We start from the raw sequence: 18,092 nt of genomic DNA on the forward strand, positions 1-18,092 counted from the left end.
CCTGCTTTACCTGCTTTGTCACCTCCTGAAGTACCTGTGAGTGCAGTTCTTTGTACCAGGGTCTCTCTTTTTTGAGAGGCACCAGGCTAGCCTTCTGGGTGTAGTAGTCAGGGTTGTCTTTGGGTGGCGCAAGGCTACAGATGAGTGGACAGGCATTGACCGGACAGCGGTTCATCTCCCACCAGTCGAAGCGCTCAGCAAGCAGCCAGTTATATTGTGCCCGAAGCATATCTAGCCATCGGGTCATGGTCACTGTCTGTTCAGCCGTTGGGCGTAATCTATACTGATAGGTGATTTTCACTGCTGCATTCAAGTCAGCGCTATTTTAATAGAATACATTGGTCGGTTCTTTGGAATGAGTCGTACTTTGCCGCCAGTTGTGGCGGGGTAACCGTGTCTGTGTTGAGGCGGTATATTGAGCAGCAGGACACCCCGGAGATGGGTGCTTCTGGGGCATCGAGCCCCGTCAGCACCCGCGACTCTCATCCCGACGCTCACCCTAGCGGGTAGAGCGCGGGGCTTCCCGTCTAAAAGCTAAAACGAGATTCGCTGGGGTCTCACCCTGCGCGTCCGCGCGCAGCCCCCTCTCGTGCAAGCTCGCGTTCGGCGACGCAATCCTCGCAGAATCGACACCCACATAAAAGCCTGCTGCTATCGGACAGTTCGCAATAAATCGTGTTTACAAGAGCGGCCCGTCTTCGTTTTCAAGGATATTGTTCTTTGGCAACAGCATTGACGCCACATCGGGGAAGTGCTGGCGCATGCAGCGATTGCAAATTCCGTGCGTGAACTCGACATCCGAATATTGCTGGACGAATTGTTCGACGGTCGACCAAAAGCCGCGATCGTTCCGAATTCCTTTGCAATACGAGCAAATCGGGATCAACCCCGACATCAACTCAATTCTCTTTAGAGCAGCAGCCAATTGCGCGGATACCCGCTTCAGTTCCAGGAGCTTGACCACTTGGCGAGCCAGCGCCTCTAGCGTTTTTTGCTGCAGTTCTGATAGTTCTCTGGGTTTGCGATCGATGACACAAAGCGTACCCAAAGGATGCCCTTCCGGTGTTACTAGCGGCACGCCAGCATAAAAACGAATACTAGGTGCATCGGTCACCAACGGATTGTTAACAAAGCGCTCGTCGCAAAGGGCGTCGTTGACGACCATCATGGTCGTTCCCAAAATGCAGTGCGCGCAGAACGAGACATTGCGAGAGGTTTCATTGACGTTTAGTCCTACTTTGGACTTAAACCACTGGCGGTCTATATCGACGAAACTTACTAACGCGATGGGAACGTCGCAGATAAAAGCCGCCAACGTAGCAATATCGTCATATTCTGGTTCGGGAGGAGTGTCCAGAATACTATACTGTTTGAGTGCTTCGATTCGAGCGGCTTCTCGATCGAGCGTCTTGGCTTTCATATCTTCCTCGCGCGCACGATCTATTTTACGGATTCATTATATAAAGACCGCAGGCAAGCGCGCGTTCTAAAGTGGGTAGCTTGACAATGCTTAATAGGAATTAGCCTAAAAATCGTCAAATTACTTGGCATCAAAGCTTGAAATCGAAGCCTACGAATCGATTGATTGTTTGTATCGGAATCTTACGTTCGCTAGCTCTGCAACCCCATCATTTTAGGCAAGCTTCCTCCTCACGCAGGGCTCGTTCGGGAAATAGCACTGGAAAACAGCGCAGGCATCGGTTCTAAGCGTTGGAAAACATCTCGGGTTTTTCGGCGATCGCCTTCCGAACGGCTGGTCTCTAATCGGTTTGCTAGGATCCTGCATATCTTTGGCATCACAGCTGCTGCGAGCCCGCCGCACGAACTTATTATGAGCGATTCCCTCCTCGACGTGCGGAATTTGTGCGTTGAATTTGCTGCCGAACCCCATCCCACCCTTGCCGTTGACGATATTAGCTTTCAGCTACAGCGCGGGCAAACGCTCGGGATTGTCGGCGAATCGGGCTCCGGCAAATCAGTAACGGCGCTGGCGATTATGGGCTTGCTTGCCGAAACCGCCCGCACTCCCACCGGGGAAATTTGGTTTCGCAACGAGACCGTTCCCGTCAACTTGCTCGCCCTCCCCGAGCGCGATCGCCGAATGTTCCGTGGCGGTTACATCGGCATGGTCTTCCAAGAGCCCACAACCGCGCTCAATCCGGTTTACAGCATCGGTTTCCAAATTACCGAAGCCATCCGCCAGCACCAGGATGTATCCCCTGCCGACGCGCGCCGCCAGGCGATCGCGCGCCTGCAAGAAGTTAAGGTGCTGCCCGCCGACGATGCGATCGCCGAAGATCTGCGTCCGAACCATCCCAATGCCAGCGAACGCGAGCTCAAGCGCTTTATCAACGAGCGCAAGCGCGGCATCCTCGACCGCTATCCTCACGAACTCTCCGGCGGCCAGCTGCAACGCGTCACGATCGCGATGGCCATCTCTTGCAACCCCGCCTTGCTTATTGCCGACGAACCAACGACAGCTCTGGACGTAACGGTTCAAAAAGCCATCCTCGAACTGCTAGCCGAGCTCGCGCTCGCGCGCTCGATGGCAACGATTTTTATCAGTCACGATTTGGGCGTCATTGCCGAAGTTGCCGATACGGTAGCCGTTATGTGGCGCGGCAACATTGTCGAAATCGGCGCGATCGCCGACATCTTCACTCGACCGCAACATCCCTATACCCGAGGATTGCTTGCCTGTCGCCCGCGCCTCGATTGCGATGTGGAGTATCTCCCCACTGTTAGCGACTTTATGACTGTCGATCGCGACAACAACGGCAACGCAGTTGTAACCGCAAAACCTACCGACCAGTCTGGCGATCGTCAAACTGTAGGTCGCTCGCGCCGATCGGAGCAACCCTTTCGGGCAGAAGCGATCGCGCCATTGCTCAGCGTCACAGACCTGTGCGTTGGCTATCCGCTTAAAGGCAGGATTGGTGGCAAGCGCAACTACTTTGATGCTGTCAATGGTGTGACCTTCGAGGTTTTCCCCGGCGAAACCCTCGGACTTGTCGGAGAATCCGGTTGCGGTAAATCGACCTTGGCACGAGCGCTGCTGCGCCTGATCGAGACGCGTTCCGGACAAATTGTCTTTGAGGAACGCGATATCTCCCACCTCAAAGGTGCATCCCTGCGCCGCCTGCGTCGCAAGCTACAAATCGTTTTTCAAAGTCCATTTAGTTCGCTCAACCAGCGTCAAAGTATTGGCTCGGCAATCGCCGAGCCGCTGGCTATCCACAAACTCTACGGCAACGCGAAGCAACGCCGCGATCGCGTCGCCTATGTGCTCGAACGCGTCGGCCTCGACCCCGACTGGATGCCGCGATATCCCCACGAGTTTTCCGGCGGTCAGCGCCAGCGCATTTGCATCGCCCGCGCCCTCGCGCTCAACCCACGCCTCGTCGTCTGCGACGAATCGGTTTCCGCACTCGACGTATCGGTGCAAGCGCAGGTTTTAAACCTCTTAAAAGAGCTACAGGCCGAATTCGAGCTCACGTATATCTTTATTTCCCACGACCTCAGCGTTGTCAAGTTCATGAGCGATCGCATCGCCGTCATGAATCGCGGTCGGTTTGAAGAAATTGGACCTGCTGACAACATCTACCACCAACCACAGTCGGACTATACCCGCAAACTCATCACTTCCATTCCCACCGGCGAGCAACGCTTGGCGACGCGCTCCTAGCACACATATCTGGCAATACGCTGTCAGACTCCTCGAGCGCGATCGCGCCCCGGGCAACTCTCGGGCAGCGTCCGCAGCATTAAAGCATACCGACAGCGCCAAGTTGGGCTTGGGTCGCGGCTACCCTAAACTTAGAAACGGCTAGCGGGTCCGTTCGTGCTAGCGACTCGACTTGCTCACTCCGACACACTAGCGAAGGGAACTCGACCGATGCGACTGTCTCAGATGCTCTTTGTCACGCTCCGCGAAGATCCCGTCGAGGCAGAAATCCCCAGCCATAAACTCTTGTTGCGCGGTGGCTTCATCCGACGCATCGGCAGCGGTCTTTACGCTTACATGCCACTGATGTGGCGCGTTTTGCAGAAGGTATCGCAGATCGTTCGCGAGGAAATGGATGCCGTTGGCGCGCAAGAATGCTTGTTTACACAACTGCAACCCTCTGAATTGTGGAAAGAATCCGGACGTTGGGAAACGTACACCAAAGCAGAAGGCATCATGTTTTCGCTGGTCGATCGCCAAGAGCGCGAGGTCGGTCTCGGTCCTACCCACGAAGAAGTTGTCACCTCTATTGCCCGCGACTTTATTCGTTCTTATCGCCAGCTTCCCCAGCATTTGTATCAGATTCAAACTAAGTTCCGCGACGAGATTCGCCCGCGTTTTGGTCTGATGCGCGGTCGCGAGTTTGTCATGAAAGACAGCTACTCGTTTCACACTGACGAGGAAAGTTTGAAAGCAACGTATGCCGAAATGGACCGCGCCTACCGCAATATGTTTCGGCGCTGCGGCCTGGCATTCATCGCCGTGGAAGCGGACTCTGGAGCGATCGGTGGCTCGAAGTCTCAGGAGTTCATGGTGTTGGCAGATGCCGGCGAAGACGACGTTCTGTATACGTCCGACGGCAACTATTCTGCAAATGTCGAGAAAGCCGATTCTATCCCGCCGGAAGCCGAGCCGTCGCCGTTTTCAGCTTACGAGCGGGTTCACACGCTGGGGACTTCAACGATCGCGACCATGTGCGATTTCCTCAAGTGTTCGCCAACTGCCGTGGTTAAAAACGTCCTTTACGAAGCTCGCTACGACAACGGCAAAACCGTCCTCGTCCTCGCCAACATTCGCGGCGACCTCGACGTTAACGACACCAAGCTTACGAACGAACTGAGCCGCCGGTCTGGCGACTATGGTGCGACGACTTTGATCGGTTTGGACGTTCCTGATGAAGCATCCCAAGCACGCTGGGCGGCAAAACCACTCCCGCTCGGCTATCTTGCCCCCAACCTCGGCGACGATTATATTACTAAGAGCGAAACCGTCGTGCCACAATTCCTGCGCCTTGCCGACAAAACTGTCGTCGATCTGAAGAACTTTTCTACGGGGGCAAACGAGGCGAATTTTCACGTCGTCGGCGCGAACTGGGGCGAGCAATTCGAGTTGCCGGCCGTCGTCGATATCCGCACCGCACAACCGGGCGATCGCGCGCTTCACGATCCCGAACAACACCTAGAAACTGCGCGCGGCATTGAAGTCGGGCACATCTTCCAACTCGGAACCAAGTATTCCCAAGCGATGAACGCCACCTACACCAGCGAACAGGGGGAAGACGTGCCCTTGTGGATGGGAACCTACGGTGTAGGCGTGTCGCGTTTGGCTCAGTCGGCAGTCGAGCAATCCTACGACAAGAACGGCATCATCTGGCCGGTAGCGATCGCCCCATACCACGCGATCGTGGTCGTCCCCGTTATCGGCGATGCCGACCAAGTTGCCGCTGCTGAAAAGATTTACTCCGAACTGACTCGCGTTGGTGTAGAAACGCTGCTGGACGATCGCGACGTGCGGGCAGGCGTAAAGTTTAAAGATGCCGACCTGATTGGCATTCCCTTCCGCATCGTGACTGGGCGATCGCTCAAATCCGGCAAAGTCGAAATTGTTCGCCGCCAAACCGGAGAATCCCAGGAAATCGCCCTCGAGGACGTTGCCTCAACGGTTAAAACCTGGGTTGACGTGGAGCTCACCAACGATCTCGAGCCCGCTCCAACCGCAGATATTCGGTAGACACGGCTTACTGCGTCCCGGTTACGAGCGCGTAGCGCTGCCACTCCGAGCTATCGGGACCGAAGATATCGCCGATATGTTGATAGCAACAATCAATTGCAAAGGCTTGGAAGTCTTCCGACGCGATCGCGAACATGCGCCGAAACCCCTCCGGCGACACGCGGCAAAACGACGGGCGATCGGCGTAGATTTTACAGGTGCGATCGGCGCGATCGAAATGTACGCACCATCCATCCGTCCCTACCAGACTCCGGTATTGCGCCAGTTCTGCTGCAGTGAGATAATCGCCCAAATCCGGACGTTCCTCCGGGGAGAGATAGCAGCACGCACCGCAATGTGTCATGCATTGCCAAGTTGCCATTGCACCGGTCTCCAGTTCTGCCCGAGCAATCGATGCGATCGCGACACTAAACTTTATGAAGGTTTGTTGCGAGACTGAGAACGGTCGGATCGCGCTCGTGTAACATACTACACGGAATCAATTGCGTTCCTGCGGTCGATTAATTGGTCGGGTTGAGTACCTTTCGGGAGAGCAGATAGAATCTATGCTGAGCTTTGTGACCAGCGAGGTGTTTGTACAACTCGCATTCGTAACCCTAATTCTTGTTGCCGGTCCGGTTGTTGTTGTTATTCTCGCATTTCGCGGCGGCGATCTATAGCTAGTGAGCTGTTGCGCTTCGGAACGAGTGATGTCGTTCGAATTGCCTTAACAGCAACAAATACGTGCCACTACTCCAACTTGGAGTAGTGGCAATTTTTTTTGATTCTTTCTATATGAATCGAGTAAAACTCGGGTTAGGGCAGCAATTAGATGCTTCACCACGGATAGCTTGGTATTGACTTTAGGCATCGCACCGAAGCGTTTCGGCCGCCGCAAAAAAGTGCATATACAGGCATTAGAAATACAGCCTTAGTATCGAGGGATCGAAGCTCCTCGCTAGCCCTAGCCATACAACTATTGAAATCCGTAGCGAACGATTAACCCAAAATACTCGTCGTATGTTACCTTCCCATCGCGATCTAAGTCTGCACGTCTTTCGAGAGCGGCTTTAATGTCATCGCTACTGTAAGGGAGATCTAAAATCTCAGCAGCTCGCAATGCTTCTTCATAATCGAGCAAACCATCGCCATCGAGATCGCACTCGCGGAACTTTTTAAGTACTGCATAGCTAGACTCGGTTGCCGTTAGGAATTCTTCAAAAGCGATCGTGCCATCGCCGTCGGTATCGAGATATTGAAACTTGTGCAACAGCCTCGCCCTATGCTCCGCGAGCATATGGTCGAGGTATTCGTCTAAAGTGACTCGTCCGTCACCATCCCTATCGATGTCGGCGAAGTTGCTGACAATCTTGGCAAGTTTCTCAGCGGGGACTAACTCCTTTGCAGCGTCAGGAATCTCGAAACTGGCACTCATGCGTGACTCGTCCGTTGTTAATTATCTCCTGTAAAGTTTATCACGGCGTAAAACGGAAGCCTGGAGGCCGCGCCGCTTCAGCGCGCGGAGGAAAGGCGACCCGGCGACTGAAGTCGCCGTGAACTGTTATCGATAGTACAATTGCATTTATGGAACTGCTTCTAACCCTCGTTTGCAAGCTCGACCCTACCCCGGAGCAGTCGGCAAAGCTCGACCGCTCTCTGCAGGCGTTCGCTGCCGCTTGCAACTACGTCCATGCTGCTGTTGACCCCAGGGTTGTCAACAAAGTGCGCATCCAAGCTCAGGTCTACCACACGATTCGCGCTTGCTTCGGGTTGAACGCCAACCTGGCGGTGCGCGTTTGCGCTCGCGTGGCAGCTAACCGCAAGACCGCTCGGGACCGAGGGCATCGGGTTAAGACCTTCAGACCGACTTCCGCTGACTACGACCAGCGCATCTTCGCCTTCCGCGAAGTTGACAATCGGGTGAGTCTGTCCACTGTCGAGGGGCGCGAGCGCATCGTTCTGGCGCCCATGGGAGACTACCAGCGCGACCGGCTGCGCGGTCGGAACCCCACGTCGGCGCAGCTTTGCCAACACCGCGACGGGCTGTTCTATATCCACATCCAGGTGAAATCTGACGCTCCCGCTCCCCACCGCAGTCGCGACGTATTGGGGGTGGACTTGGGGCGTGCGGACATTGCCGTCACCCCCGCAGGCGAGAGCTGGTCGGGGCAGGAGATTCGCGCAAAACGAGACCGGTTCAATCGCACGCGAGCATCGCTGCAACGGAAAGGCACGAAAGGGGCGAAAGGGGCGAAACGCCTGCTGAAACGGCTGTCGGGAGCAGAGAAGCGCTACCAGCGGTGGCTGAACCACCACATCAGCAAACAAATCGTTGAAACTGCGAAGTCGTCCGGTGTCGCCGTGGCGCTGGAAGACCTGAAGGGCATCCGCGACCGCACGAATCGGCAGCGTCGCACCAAAACGGAGCGCCGTCGTGCGAACTCGTGGGCATTTTATCAGCTCCGGCAGTTTGTGGCGTACAAAGCACTGGGTGCGGGGGTCGAAGTCGTGTGCGTCAACCCGCGATATTCCAGCCAGACCTGCCATCAGTGCCTGCATATCCATCCCGAGCGAAGCCAGTCCTATCGCTCTGGGAAACGGTACGAGTGCGGGCATTGTGGGTGGAAAGGCAACGCCGACTACAACGGTGCACAGATGATTCGATTGCTTGGGGTGGCTCTTGTAAGCCCACCCGAACGCGCGCGCTTGTCGTGTTCCCTACACGTCAACTCCAGCGTAGTGCGAAAGCTCCCGGCTTGAAGCCGGGAGTAAGCTTACTTTGCTCGGCGGCAACCGCCTGCAGGCGGCGCACTTGGGATGGCCGTCCGGAAGTGGCGGTTGTATAGTTGGACTGTTCGTGGCGATCGCGCCGGTCGATCCTGCAAGCGTCAACGCAACGGGAATCGTCATAAATAACCGCGCAGCACCGCGAAAGCAATACTAAGTAATCTTCTTTGTAATCTCTGTGAGTCCGCCCGTAGGGCTCGCTTACTCAATGAGGAGTCTTCGCAATCCCTATGTCTCGCATTACTCGTTTAGCTGTAACAGCGCTCGGCGTTGTTGCGATCGCCGCTGGCGGCGTCTATGCCTACTTTAGATTTGTGGGCGGGCGGGAACTGACACTGGCTGCTGGAGCCGAACTCGTGCCGGCGGATGCAACGGTCGTTACCCACGTCCAAACGAGCGAGCAAGCTTGGTCGCAGTTTGCACGGTTTGGGACGCCCGAGGTACACCAGTTGTTCGCCGAAAACGTCCAGCAGTGGGGACAGGAGAATCTGTCCGACACCGAGCTCGATTACCAAACCGACATTGCCCCCTGGCTTGGGAATGTTATGTTTGCCGCGCTGCCGGCCGCCGACGCAATTCCGACTGGCGAAAACTTTGTTGCGATCGTCGGCATTCGCAACAAGCTCAAAGCTCTCGACTTCGTTGAAGGCTTCAAAGACAGCAACGATATCGTTTCCACAGAAAAGCGGGACTACCAGGGCATCGAAATCACTTCTTTTGAAACCGCTGAAGGCGACACCGCCAACGCTGCATTCATAGAGCAGTTCATCGTATTCTCGCCGGACGGAACGGTCCTCGAGCGCGTCATCGACACCTTCCGGGGAGAGCCGTCGTTGGCCACTACCGCTGAGAAAAATGCGTTCCTGGGCGATGATCTTGGACTGCAACAGCCGCTCGCGCAACTTTATTTAGCCGATTTGACTGCATTGCTACGCGACGCTAGCGGCAACTTGCCGTCGGACCTATCGCCCGAGGTTCTGGAGAGTCTAGAAGCAATCGAGTCGATCGCGGTTGGGGTCGGGCTTGAAGATTTGGGATTGCGCGTGCGAGCGCTTGCGGCCGTCGATCCAGAATGGGTCGCTCAAGTGCAGACAAACACCAGCGACAACAAACTTCTCGAGCGCTTGCCGGCCAATACGCTGGCTGTCTTAAACGGCGAGGGTTTGGTACAGGGCTGGCAAAACGCGAATGTCCAAGCTGAATCCGACCCGCAAGCCCAGCAAGCCCTCGACGCCGCACGTCAGTTAGTCCGCAACAATCTCGGGCTCGACTTAGACCGCGAGGTTTTTGGGTGGATGGATGGCGAGTTCGCCTTTGCAATCGTCGCCCCCGATGCACCGTTCGAGCCGCAGCTCGGTCTCGGCGGCGTGCTAATGCTTGAAACTAGCGATCGCGCAACAAGTGAGAAGGCCCTTGCACAGGTAGACACACTTGTCGGGCTCCCGTTTATTCGCCAAAGACAAACAACTGTCGGCAGCACTGAGGTAACGGAGTGGCTAGTGCCGACCGAACAACAGCCCGTAGCGACGCGCGGCTGGCTGCAAGACGACCTAATGGTATGGGCTATCGCTATGCCCTTTGCAGAAATTACTGGGGTAACCGAGCCCGATTCTCTAGCAGGGAGTAAGGCATTCCAAGAAGTTGCTGGTGCCCTACCTACCCCAAATTTCGGTTACGCCTTCATCAACGTGACGGCCGTCCGCGATCGTCTCAACGCCCTCCCTCAGACCCCGCTCCAGCAGTTACCGCCGGAAGCCCTGGCAATTACCGAGTCAGTTCGCGCGCTGGGACTCACTGCATCGCAACCGCAACCAGATCGCAGCCAACTCGACATACTCGTGACTTTGGAGGCAAACGTGCAGTAGCAGCTGCAGTATCCGGCGATGGGGGATACGCAATCGCAGCAGCAGTCTGCTCGCGCATTTTTTTCGCGCAACTTACCCGCGACCGACGGCCGTCCCCCTTGCAATTACAACAACCGACTGATGCGCCCCCAGACTTCATGATTTATCGACCGGCAGGACGCTCGCGGTGCAAGCGTGCGCCGAGTTCGTCTTTAATGCGATACAAAATCGAGGTTTTGTCGAGAGAATCGAGAATGCGCCGGACCATGGTTTTCGGACCCTCCGGTCCCCAAGACGCGCCGTTTGCCAGGTACGCGCGCGCGGCGTGGGCGATCGCGTAGGTCGAAATGCCAGCAACACCTGCTTGCGCTAGGGCAACTGACAGATACGGAGCCATAGACGCACCGCCGGTTGCCGGAGCGGCGACTCCAAGCAACCCCTTGAGCGAGCTGAGTCCCAACGTTGCTAGCAGCTCGCTAGCAGTTAAGCCGCCCATGGCAAAGGCAATTTGCTTGAGGAGCGCAATCGCGGCCGGTTGCGTCATCGGCAACCCATACAGTCGAGAGAGAGAGAGGATCGTAGCTACATCGATTGCAGCACCCGTGAATAAGTCCAAAACGGTGACCGGGTTGAGCGCAACGGCGGTAGCTTTGGTGAGGGTCGCGCGCCAAATTGTCTCGTCGGCAGCGCGGGCGCGGGCGGCAACTTTGCGCTTCAGGAGCTGCTCGTTAACTTCGTCGGCGTAAAGCAGCGAGTTAAGGGCAATCAGGGCTTTACCTTCGCGGGTGAGGATATCGAGAATCTTGTTTTTGAGGTCTTGGATTTGCGGTGCTCCGCGCTCGACGCGTACGCCTAAACTGCCGTCCGGGCGGCGCAAGGCCTGTTTGACTAGCGGTGCGGCAGCCACGAGCACGATCTCGTCAGGAGTCAGTAGTTCCCGCAGGCGATCGCTGCAAAGCTTCTGATAAATCGCCTCGCGATCGGTATCCGGGTAGCGATCCACTTTATTGAAGACCACCAACATGGGCTTGCCCACTTCGCGCAGCTGCGAGAGCGCGGCAAACTCTACTTGGGTGAGGTCGCCCGCGATCGCGAACAACAGTAGGTCAGCTCGCTTTGCGACTTGATGGGCGAGCAATTCACGCGTTTCGCCGTCTACTTCATCGATCCCCGGCGTATCGACCAGCTGAACTTGCGCCGCACCTGCAGTCGGAACGGCCACGCGGACCACATCGCAATCGCCGTGCCCAAGGGGTTCGCGCTCGATTAGCCAGTTGGCGCGATCGACCGCGCGAGTGACACCGTGAAGCGGACCGGTTTGGAAGGCCTCTCGACCGAGCAATGCGTTCAGAAGTGATGATTTACCGCAGCCCACGGCCCCAAAGACGGCAAGCTGCACTACGGCACGTTCCAGCTTGTCCAAAACCGCTGCTAGGCGTTCGATTTCGGCTTCGAGTCCCACCCGTTCCCGCGCCGACAAATCTAGGTTCGCGAGTAGCTGGCGGAGGGCATTCTGGGCGAGTTTGTAATCGATCTCGGACTGAATGTGCTCGAACTCCAGCAGCTTGCGGTCCAACTCTTCGAACGAATGGCGATCGCGCGGGCGGTCTGCGTCTGGCGCCAAGATTCCTTCCTCTGCATCCTTGCTCGATCCTAGATGCAAGCGCGACTGCACGACCGGCTCGACCCTACGGTTACGTGACCGAATCGGATCGAGGCGTTTTTCCGTCACCTGAGACTGAGGCCTGCTGCAGCCATCCATCAGTCCGCAATCGTCTCAAGTGCCGGTCAAGACATCCGTTTAACCGCGCGATCGCCTGCGGTTGCTAGCGAATCTGCCATAATAACCCCGAGCTAGACGCGATTAGCTGCGTCACCCTAGCTCGGAGCGAAGGATATTGAATCCGTCCCGACACATCCCGGTCCGCAGTGCGGTAACCGCCACCTGGCGGACTGATTACCCGACTCACTCCAAACCCGCTCGGATTAGATATGACCTCATCGCCTTCCGGTCCCAGCACCAACGACAGCGCGACAGCGCCCGCAACTTACAAGCTCGGCACCTTCGGAGGAGTCTACACGCCGTCGATCCTGACAATTCTTGGCGTGATCATGTATCTGCGCTTCGGGTGGGTGGTTGGTAATGTCGGTCTGCTCGGGACGCTGTCGATCGTCACCCTATCAACAGCCATTACTTTTTTGACTTCTCTATCGATCTGCGCGATCGCGACCGATCGTGTAGTGCGTGGCGGCGGCGCATATTACATGATCAGTCGCTCGTTGGGGATCGAAACTGGTGGCGCGGTGGGTATTCCGCTTTACTTTGCCCAGGCCCTCTCCGTCGCGCTCTACACCCTGGGCTTTGCCGAAAGCCTGGTGCAGACGTTTCCAGGTTTGAACCAGCACTATGTAGCGTTGGTGGCATCGGTGCTAGTAGCAGTGCTGGCGATTTCTTCGGCAAACATCGCCATCCGCGCGCAGTATTTCATCATGGCTGCGATCGCCCTATCGTTGGTGTCCTTTGCCTTCGGGCATACTCAGGAACCCACGCAGATCGAACTATGGGGGAGCAGTGCTCCTTTTTCAGAACCGTTCTGGGCCGTCTTTGCCGTGTTCTTCCCAGCCGTTACCGGCATCATGTCTGGCGTCAATATGTCCGGCGACCTGCGCGATCCGATGCGCGCGATTCCGCTCGGCACGCTAGCGGCCGTTGGGACGGGCTACATCATCTACATGGTGTTGCCGATTCTGCTGGCAATGCGCGCGGACACAACGACACTGCTGAACGAAACAATGGTCATGCAGCAGATGGCATTGTGGGGACCGGCAATCTTGCTTGGAGTTTGGGGTGCAACTCTCAGCAGTGCCCTGGGGAGCATTTTGGGCGCGCCGCGTGTATTGCAGGCCCTCGTTCGCGACGGGGTTTTACCCCGCCAGCTGCGCGCGCTCGGGTCTGGCAGCGGTCCGAGCGACGAACCCCGTACTGGCACGGCGGTCACCCTAGGGGTCGTTATTGCAGCAGTATGGGTCGGCGACCTCAACGCGATTGCGCCGGTGCTGACGATGTTTTTCTTAACAACCTATTTGGTTCTGAATCTGTCGGCTGGCATCGAGGGTTTGCTGCAGAGCCCGTCCTTCCGTCCGGAATTTAAGGTGCATTGGTCGCTGTCGCTTTTGGGTGCGGCGGGCTGTTTGGCAGCGATGATCTTGATTAATTGGACGGCTACGATCGTAGCGGCGATCGTCGTACTGAGCATTTTCTTTTGGCTACAGCAGCAGGAGTTAGAGGCAGCATGGGGCGACACGCGGCGGGGATTGTGGATGGCGCTGCTGCGTATTGGCATTTATAACCTCGATCGCGAGGACGATACTAAAAACTGGCGCCCGCATATTCTGGTATTATCCGGCGCTCCCACCAAACGATGGTCGCTGATCGAGCTGGCAGACGCGCTAACCCACAATCGAGGGCTTTTTACCGTTTCGACGGTGCTGCCGAGCGGCTCGCGCGATTTGGGGCAGCAACAGCGCATCGAGCGGCACATTCGCAGCTACTTGCAGAAACGCGGCGTGCAAGCCCTGGTGCGCTTGGTAACCGCTGCCGATGCCTTTGAGGGTGCGTGCAAGCTTGTGGAAACCTACGGGATCGGCCCCCTAGTCCCGAACACGGTGTTGCTCGGCGACAGCGAATCAACCGAGAACCGCGAGAACTATTGCCGCACAATCGTGCAAATCCATCAGGCCCGTCGCAGTGTGGTAATCCTGCGCGAGAACCACGCGCGTGGATTCGGGCGGCGGCGGCGGATCGACGTATGGTGGGGCGGGAGTATGCAGGCCAATGGCGGCTTGATGTTACTGTTAGCCTATTTGATCCGCACGGATATCACCTGGCGCGACGCGACAATTTGCATCAAGCTCGTGGTCGCCGATCCGGGAGGCGTGCAAGCAGCCCGTACCAATCTCACCGGGCTGGTCAAGCAGCTACGGATTTCTGCGAAATCGCAAGTGATGCTTGAAGACGGGCGTTCCTTCGAGAAAATTCTGCACCAGTCCTCGCGGAGCGCTGATTTGATTTTCTTGGGCATGGCACCACCGGGTCCCGATTTCGTCAGTTACTACGAGCGCTTGCAAGCGCGTACGGCCAACTTGCCAACAACTGCATTCGTCCTGGCTGCGCCAGATTTCGCTTTCTCGGAAGTCCTTAGCGAAACCGGATCTGTCAGTTGAGCATTGCTGCTGTCCATCGCACTCGCGCATTGCCAAGCGTATCAACGAATACATCCAGATTTGTCCCAGGGTTTATTAACGTCGCAAGCTGCCAACGACGGCAGCGATCGCTGACAATTTAAGGACATTTTCTTCTTGACTAGTCACGATCTCAGCGCCAAGACGCGATGCCATGGAAGAGGTAGCGACGCCGCAAACTCGATCGCCCCACCCCGCATCCAGCAGGCTCAAGCTCAACAGCAAACCAATTGCTAGCTTCACATCACGAGCTTTGCTTCGATTTCGCTTGTTTGGCACAACGAAGGGATCGAGCTTCTGTTTCCATAAGGCGATATTTTTCTGTCGGCCTTCGATACGTGCTCCGCGTAAAGAGTTTGCCGCAGTTGATGGGAAAGACTTTAGAAACCATCCCAACAAACCAATCACCCTACATCGGCAGCAGGCTGACCTCAGACAAGTTTCAGTTCGACGGATCGCCCCAGACAGTAGGCTTTGCCTGGGCGGGCAGCACCATGCACAAAACCGATCGCAACCGATCGGCAACCATCCAAGACGTCTTGCAACTCTTGCAACTCTTGCAATTTCGGTTATACAGCTTGGTCGGGACCTGCGCGGATGACCTCAAAGAACTCCTCGCGGACGTGGAGATCGTCGCTCTGGGGGGTATGCTCGACGACTAAGCCGACAGGGGCTGAGAGATCCCCCAACTCGACTTAATCGGCAGCGTCGATTCGAGCATCCCACATCAGGCTGGAGCATTGATAAACTCGTTTGGACCCTGCTGTGGTTCTTGCCAAACTAGCGCTGGATGCTCGAGCGCGAGGATACGCTATGGTACCCGACCAGGCTCTTGTTCCGCCAAACTCAAGCCAAAAAATTCGGCGAGTTTTGTCGATTATGTTCTCGCCGCACTGCAAACCTGTCAGCCTTTAACGCTTAGCCTGCAGCATGTCAGCACCTCTTCCAACTGCCAGTAGGGCAACTCGATAATTCGCTCAAGACCGATGGCCGGTTCGACAGCATGGTGATTTCAGCTGCCAATACGCTAAAACCTCGCAATTCAAAATGATGCCTTGTATCTATTTGCACGGATTTGCGTCGAGCCCGAATTCGAGGAAGGCACGCTATCTTTGCGATCGCCTGCGAACGCTGGGAATTGAGGCAATTGTGCCCGACCTGAACCAAGGCGACTTCACGCATCTGACGCTGACGCGTCAACTAGAACAGGTTTCGGCGCTGATGTGCTCGCTGCCGGATAGTCCTATCTTGCTCTTCGGATCCAGCTTCGGCGGACTGACAGCTGCCTGGCTCGCGCAGCAACACGCGCGGATCGAGCGCCTCATTCTGCTCGCTCCCGCGTTCGATTTTCTCCAGCACTTCTCGTCCTGGTTGGATGCGGAGCAGCTGCAACGGTGGCAGGCAACTGGCACGATTGCGGTACATCACTACGGTGAGGGGCGATCGCTGCCGCTGCACTTCGGGTTCATACAAGACCTACAGCTTTACGACGAGCGGAAGCTGACGCGATCGCTGCCGACCCTAATCTTGCACGGCCGACACGACGACACGATCCCCCTTCAATCCAGCCGTGACTATATTGGCACCCACCCTGAGGAGGCACACCTGATCGAACTCGACAGCGACCACGCTCTCGGCGACGTGCTACCCGAGGTGTGGGAGGCGATCTCAGGCTTCCTCAACACCCCCCAGAACGGCAATCGCTCGGGTTGAGTCGGACTCATTAAAACCGACAATAAATGCTTGTTGCCTCAATGGGCGGCGACTTCCTTACTGGAGAACTTGCCGTACCGCCTCTCGAACGACGCAATGCTCGAAGCCACCCTACAGTTAAAAAGGCTCCAGCGGCGTTCGCGTTGCATTGTGTCGATCTGGATCGCTTTTGCCAGTGCTCTCGATCGCTTAAGGCTGTTGCTGGGCACACGGTATTTGAACGTACATATGTTGGGGCGCAACTCACTCGCAATATCTACCGAACGGTATTGCTTGGTTGGGGAAAAACCATTCATCAACGCAACTCGGGTCGCGGCGACTCGAAAGGAACGACCGTCGCTCAGGCAGCCTTGACGGACTCGGCTGGGATAACAACCAAGGCTACGGCGATCGCATCTTCATCCGGTTGCGAGATGTCAGCGCGGATACCGGGACCAAAGAAACGCTCGATCTTAGTGACACGTTCCTGCCACGCAGCAAGGTCGAAGCAAGGCGAATCGAATTCGAGTACGAAGGCATACGCCCCTTCGACAACTGCTTCGCGGACGCTAAGCAACACCGGGCGTTCTTCATCCGTCGGACTCAATCCCAGCTTTTCCAAGGATTCGTCTAGATGTGCTTCGTGTCCGTAGCGATAGCGCGTGACGTTCTTTCGCAACTGCCCCAGAGTAGGAGTTGCCTGCCGATCGCGGAGAGCGAGGACGTCTGGGGTAGGGGTCTGGCTGTAGGGAGTTGGTCGCAGCTCGGCTGCTTTGAGTGCCAATCCGCCAAGAAAAATAGGTATGCCGTAGAAAAACCCTGCCAAATTCAGGGTAGCGTTGCCCGCGCCGTAAGCCACGAAACCAACGATTGCTAAGGCGCCACCGAGGAGCATTCCCCATTTTCCCAAAGAAATCTGACCTAGCATAGCTCGCGTGCGTTCGTGCTCCAAAAGAAACCGGGTTGTTTAAGAATAAAGGCCGGAGAGTCCGGTGTGGCAGAAGTGAAGCTAACACACTTGGATAGCAGTTGACCTGACCCGCCCGTTGCTGCCTGCGGCTGCTCTCGTCTAACCTGATTCTAGAGCCAGACGCGCTCGGATCCAGACAACACTCGGACAAACATGGTTGATGTAAATGCCTTACGGGAACGCGTAACTCGACTCGAAAGCCAACGCGATGTGCTCGTCCGACTGCTTGAGGAACCAGATCTCGGGACTTTACGCGTCGATGTCAATCAGGCAATTGAAGAACTCGACGACCTGCTCGAAGACTTCCAAGCAACATTTCCGACCGAATCTTGACGGGTTGGGAATAGTTACAGGAGCGTTACAGGAGCGGCAATATGCCGCGCGAATGACCGTCCCTCAGGCTCGCCAAACCCACTAGTTCCGGGGTAGCAGCTGAGCCTGTCGAGCTTGGAGTCCGAGCTCGGTCACGAGTCCGAGCAGTTCCTCGGTTGGAGCATCCTTCCCGCAGAAAACATCGATCGCGCCAGCGCGATTGCTGTCCTGAGGCTTATCAGCAGAGGAGTAAGCGATGATACGAGCGTGAGGTTGCAAGGCCTTGATCGCTGCAGAGGCTCGAAACCCATCCATCACCGGCATGTGCAAATCAACGATCGCTACGTCAGTTTGGTGCTGCTGGCAGAGACGCACGGCTTCCGCGCCATTACATGCAATGCCGACAACGCGAACATCGCTCCGTTTAGCAAGGGCGACTTTGAGGCTGAAGCGCGTCAGCTCGTGATCGTCGGCAACAAGTACTCGCAGTTGCGTTGGCGGTTCGGATACTAGCCCCAAAGCTCAGTTCCTC

General features: G+C 56.4%; 18 protein-coding genes and 1 pseudogene. 11 read left to right on the forward strand and 8 right to left on the reverse strand.

Going from position 1 to position 18,092, the window contains the following annotated elements:
• Window positions 1–313: helix-turn-helix domain-containing protein (locus KR51_RS16870; protein WP_198016843.1), on the reverse strand; the 313-nt coding region annotated here is incomplete at its 3' end.
• 26 nt (window positions 314–339) lie between these two features.
• On the opposite strand from KR51_RS16870, the pseudogene KR51_RS20820 reads away from it, so the two are divergent.
• A pseudogene (locus tag KR51_RS20820) lies at window positions 340–510 on the forward strand (transposase); the annotation flags it as partial.
• Between the two features lie 169 nt (window positions 511–679).
• Here KR51_RS20820 and KR51_RS16875 read toward each other — a convergent pair.
• Entirely contained in the window at window positions 680–1,420 is a 741-nt protein-coding gene (locus KR51_RS16875; RefSeq protein ID WP_022609379.1) for a GAF domain-containing protein, read from the reverse strand.
• A gap of 411 nt (window positions 1,421–1,831) precedes the next feature.
• On the opposite strand from KR51_RS16875, the gene KR51_RS16880 reads away from it, so the two are divergent.
• A complete protein-coding gene (locus KR51_RS16880) occupies window positions 1,832–3,685 on the forward strand; it encodes an ABC transporter ATP-binding protein (RefSeq protein ID WP_022609381.1) in 1,854 nt (617 codons plus the stop codon).
• A gap of 210 nt (window positions 3,686–3,895) precedes the next feature.
• Window positions 3,896–5,734: a proline--tRNA ligase gene (locus tag KR51_RS16885; RefSeq protein WP_022609382.1), complete on the forward strand. Its 1,839-nt coding sequence runs from the start codon at window positions 3,896–3,898 to the stop codon at window positions 5,732–5,734.
• A gap of 7 nt (window positions 5,735–5,741) precedes the next feature.
• On the opposite strand, the gene KR51_RS16890 is transcribed toward KR51_RS16885, so the two are convergent.
• Entirely contained in the window at window positions 5,742–6,095 is a 354-nt protein-coding gene (locus KR51_RS16890) for a YkgJ family cysteine cluster protein (RefSeq protein WP_022609383.1), read from the reverse strand.
• A gap of 184 nt (window positions 6,096–6,279) precedes the next feature.
• Between KR51_RS16890 and psb30 the strand changes: the two genes are divergently transcribed.
• Window positions 6,280–6,393 carry a photosystem II reaction center protein Ycf12/Psb30 gene (gene psb30 / locus KR51_RS18560; protein WP_022609384.1) on the forward strand — a complete coding sequence of 38 codons (114 nt, stop codon included), beginning with the start codon at window positions 6,280–6,282 and terminating at the stop codon, window positions 6,391–6,393.
• Window positions 6,394–6,689: 296 nt separating this feature from the next.
• On the opposite strand, the gene KR51_RS16895 is transcribed toward psb30, so the two are convergent.
• On the reverse strand, window positions 6,690–7,148 hold the full coding sequence (locus tag KR51_RS16895) for an EF-hand domain-containing protein (protein ID WP_022609386.1): 459 nt from the start codon (window positions 7,146–7,148) through the stop codon (window positions 6,690–6,692).
• Between the two features lie 149 nt (window positions 7,149–7,297).
• Between KR51_RS16895 and KR51_RS16900 the strand changes: the two genes are divergently transcribed.
• From KR51_RS16900 to KR51_RS16905, 3 genes are all read left to right on the forward strand, one after another.
• Complete coding sequence (locus tag KR51_RS16900) at window positions 7,298–8,473, forward strand: RNA-guided endonuclease InsQ/TnpB family protein (protein ID WP_022609387.1); 1,176 nt, start codon at window positions 7,298–7,300, stop codon at window positions 8,471–8,473.
• Between the two features lie 19 nt (window positions 8,474–8,492).
• Complete coding sequence (locus tag KR51_RS20020; RefSeq protein WP_156915178.1) at window positions 8,493–8,657, forward strand: hypothetical protein; 165 nt, start codon at window positions 8,493–8,495, stop codon at window positions 8,655–8,657.
• Between the two features lie 73 nt (window positions 8,658–8,730).
• A complete protein-coding gene (locus tag KR51_RS16905) occupies window positions 8,731–10,365 on the forward strand; it encodes a DUF3352 domain-containing protein (RefSeq protein WP_022609388.1) in 1,635 nt (544 codons plus the stop codon).
• Between the two features lie 142 nt (window positions 10,366–10,507).
• On the opposite strand, the gene KR51_RS16910 is transcribed toward KR51_RS16905, so the two are convergent.
• The gene (locus KR51_RS16910) at window positions 10,508–11,968 is read right to left on the reverse strand and encodes a GTP-binding protein (RefSeq protein ID WP_232214646.1); all 1,461 of its coding nucleotides are present in this window, start codon (window positions 11,966–11,968) and stop codon (window positions 10,508–10,510) included.
• Between the two features lie 368 nt (window positions 11,969–12,336).
• Between KR51_RS16910 and KR51_RS16915 the strand changes: the two genes are divergently transcribed.
• Window positions 12,337–14,568, forward strand: coding sequence for an APC family permease (locus tag KR51_RS16915; RefSeq protein WP_022609390.1), 2,232 nt, complete (start codon window positions 12,337–12,339; stop codon window positions 14,566–14,568).
• Window positions 14,569–14,643: 75 nt separating this feature from the next.
• Here KR51_RS16915 and KR51_RS16920 read toward each other — a convergent pair whose 3' ends face one another.
• Entirely contained in the window at window positions 14,644–14,829 is a 186-nt protein-coding gene (locus KR51_RS16920; protein WP_040656657.1) for a hypothetical protein, read from the reverse strand.
• A gap of 125 nt (window positions 14,830–14,954) precedes the next feature.
• On the opposite strand from KR51_RS16920, the gene KR51_RS16925 reads away from it, so the two are divergent.
• Complete coding sequence (locus KR51_RS16925; protein ID WP_156915179.1) at window positions 14,955–15,248, forward strand: hypothetical protein; 294 nt, start codon at window positions 14,955–14,957, stop codon at window positions 15,246–15,248.
• A 385-nt stretch (window positions 15,249–15,633) separates the two neighbouring features.
• Window positions 15,634–16,299 carry a YqiA/YcfP family alpha/beta fold hydrolase gene (locus KR51_RS16930; RefSeq protein ID WP_156915180.1) on the forward strand — a complete coding sequence of 222 codons (666 nt, stop codon included), beginning with the start codon at window positions 15,634–15,636 and terminating at the stop codon, window positions 16,297–16,299.
• Between the two features lie 340 nt (window positions 16,300–16,639).
• On the opposite strand, the gene KR51_RS16940 is transcribed toward KR51_RS16930, so the two are convergent.
• Complete coding sequence (locus KR51_RS16940; protein ID WP_022609393.1) at window positions 16,640–17,206, reverse strand: DUF2854 domain-containing protein; 567 nt, start codon at window positions 17,204–17,206, stop codon at window positions 16,640–16,642.
• Between the two features lie 195 nt (window positions 17,207–17,401).
• Here KR51_RS16940 and KR51_RS16945 point away from each other — a divergent pair, with 195 nt between their 5' ends.
• Window positions 17,402–17,581: a hypothetical protein gene (locus KR51_RS16945; RefSeq protein WP_022609394.1), complete on the forward strand. Its 180-nt coding sequence runs from the start codon at window positions 17,402–17,404 to the stop codon at window positions 17,579–17,581.
• An 81-nt stretch (window positions 17,582–17,662) separates the two neighbouring features.
• Here KR51_RS16945 and KR51_RS16950 read toward each other — a convergent pair whose 3' ends face one another.
• On the reverse strand, window positions 17,663–18,079 hold the full coding sequence (locus KR51_RS16950) for a response regulator (protein ID WP_022609395.1): 417 nt from the start codon (window positions 18,077–18,079) through the stop codon (window positions 17,663–17,665).
• Window positions 18,080–18,092 lie beyond the last annotated feature (13 nt).

Origin of the sequence: Rubidibacter lacunae KORDI 51-2 (assembly GCF_000473895.1) — a bacterium.
GTDB lineage: Bacteria > Cyanobacteriota > Cyanobacteriia > Cyanobacteriales > Rubidibacteraceae > Rubidibacter > Rubidibacter lacunae.